Annotated in this window: 1 protein-coding gene; it reads right to left on the bottom strand. The window is 45.3% G+C overall.

The window, feature by feature from the left end; translation table 11 throughout:
* A partial coding sequence (locus A3761_RS06625; RefSeq protein ID WP_197472906.1) for a thrombospondin type 3 repeat-containing protein occupies positions 1–349 on the bottom strand: 349 nt, incomplete at both ends.

The following is a 349-nucleotide window of genomic DNA, read 5'->3' as shown; positions in this document are numbered from 1 at the left end:
AGATAAGCGGAACATCACAAGCATCGCCAACACCATTGCTATCACGATCAGCCTGATCGTTATTCGGAATCAAAGGGCAGTTATCGCTTTCATCTGGAATACCGTCCCTGTCGTAATCAGCTAGGGCCGGGGTATCGCAAACATCACCAACTCCATCATTATCACTATCAAGCTGGTTAGTGTTTGGAATTAACGGACAATTATCAACATCATTCAGTATGCCGTCGTTATCATAATCATCGTCAGATACTAAGGGGGCGTCACAAGCATCGCCAATACCGTTATTGTCGCTATCAGCTTGATCAGCATTTGGAACCAATGGACAGTTATCGTTGTCGTCAAGTACGCC

This window comes from Oleiphilus sp. HI0123 (assembly GCF_001635315.1).
Note: the sequence above shows the minus strand (reverse complement) of the source record. Positions and strands in the feature narration are given on the sequence as shown.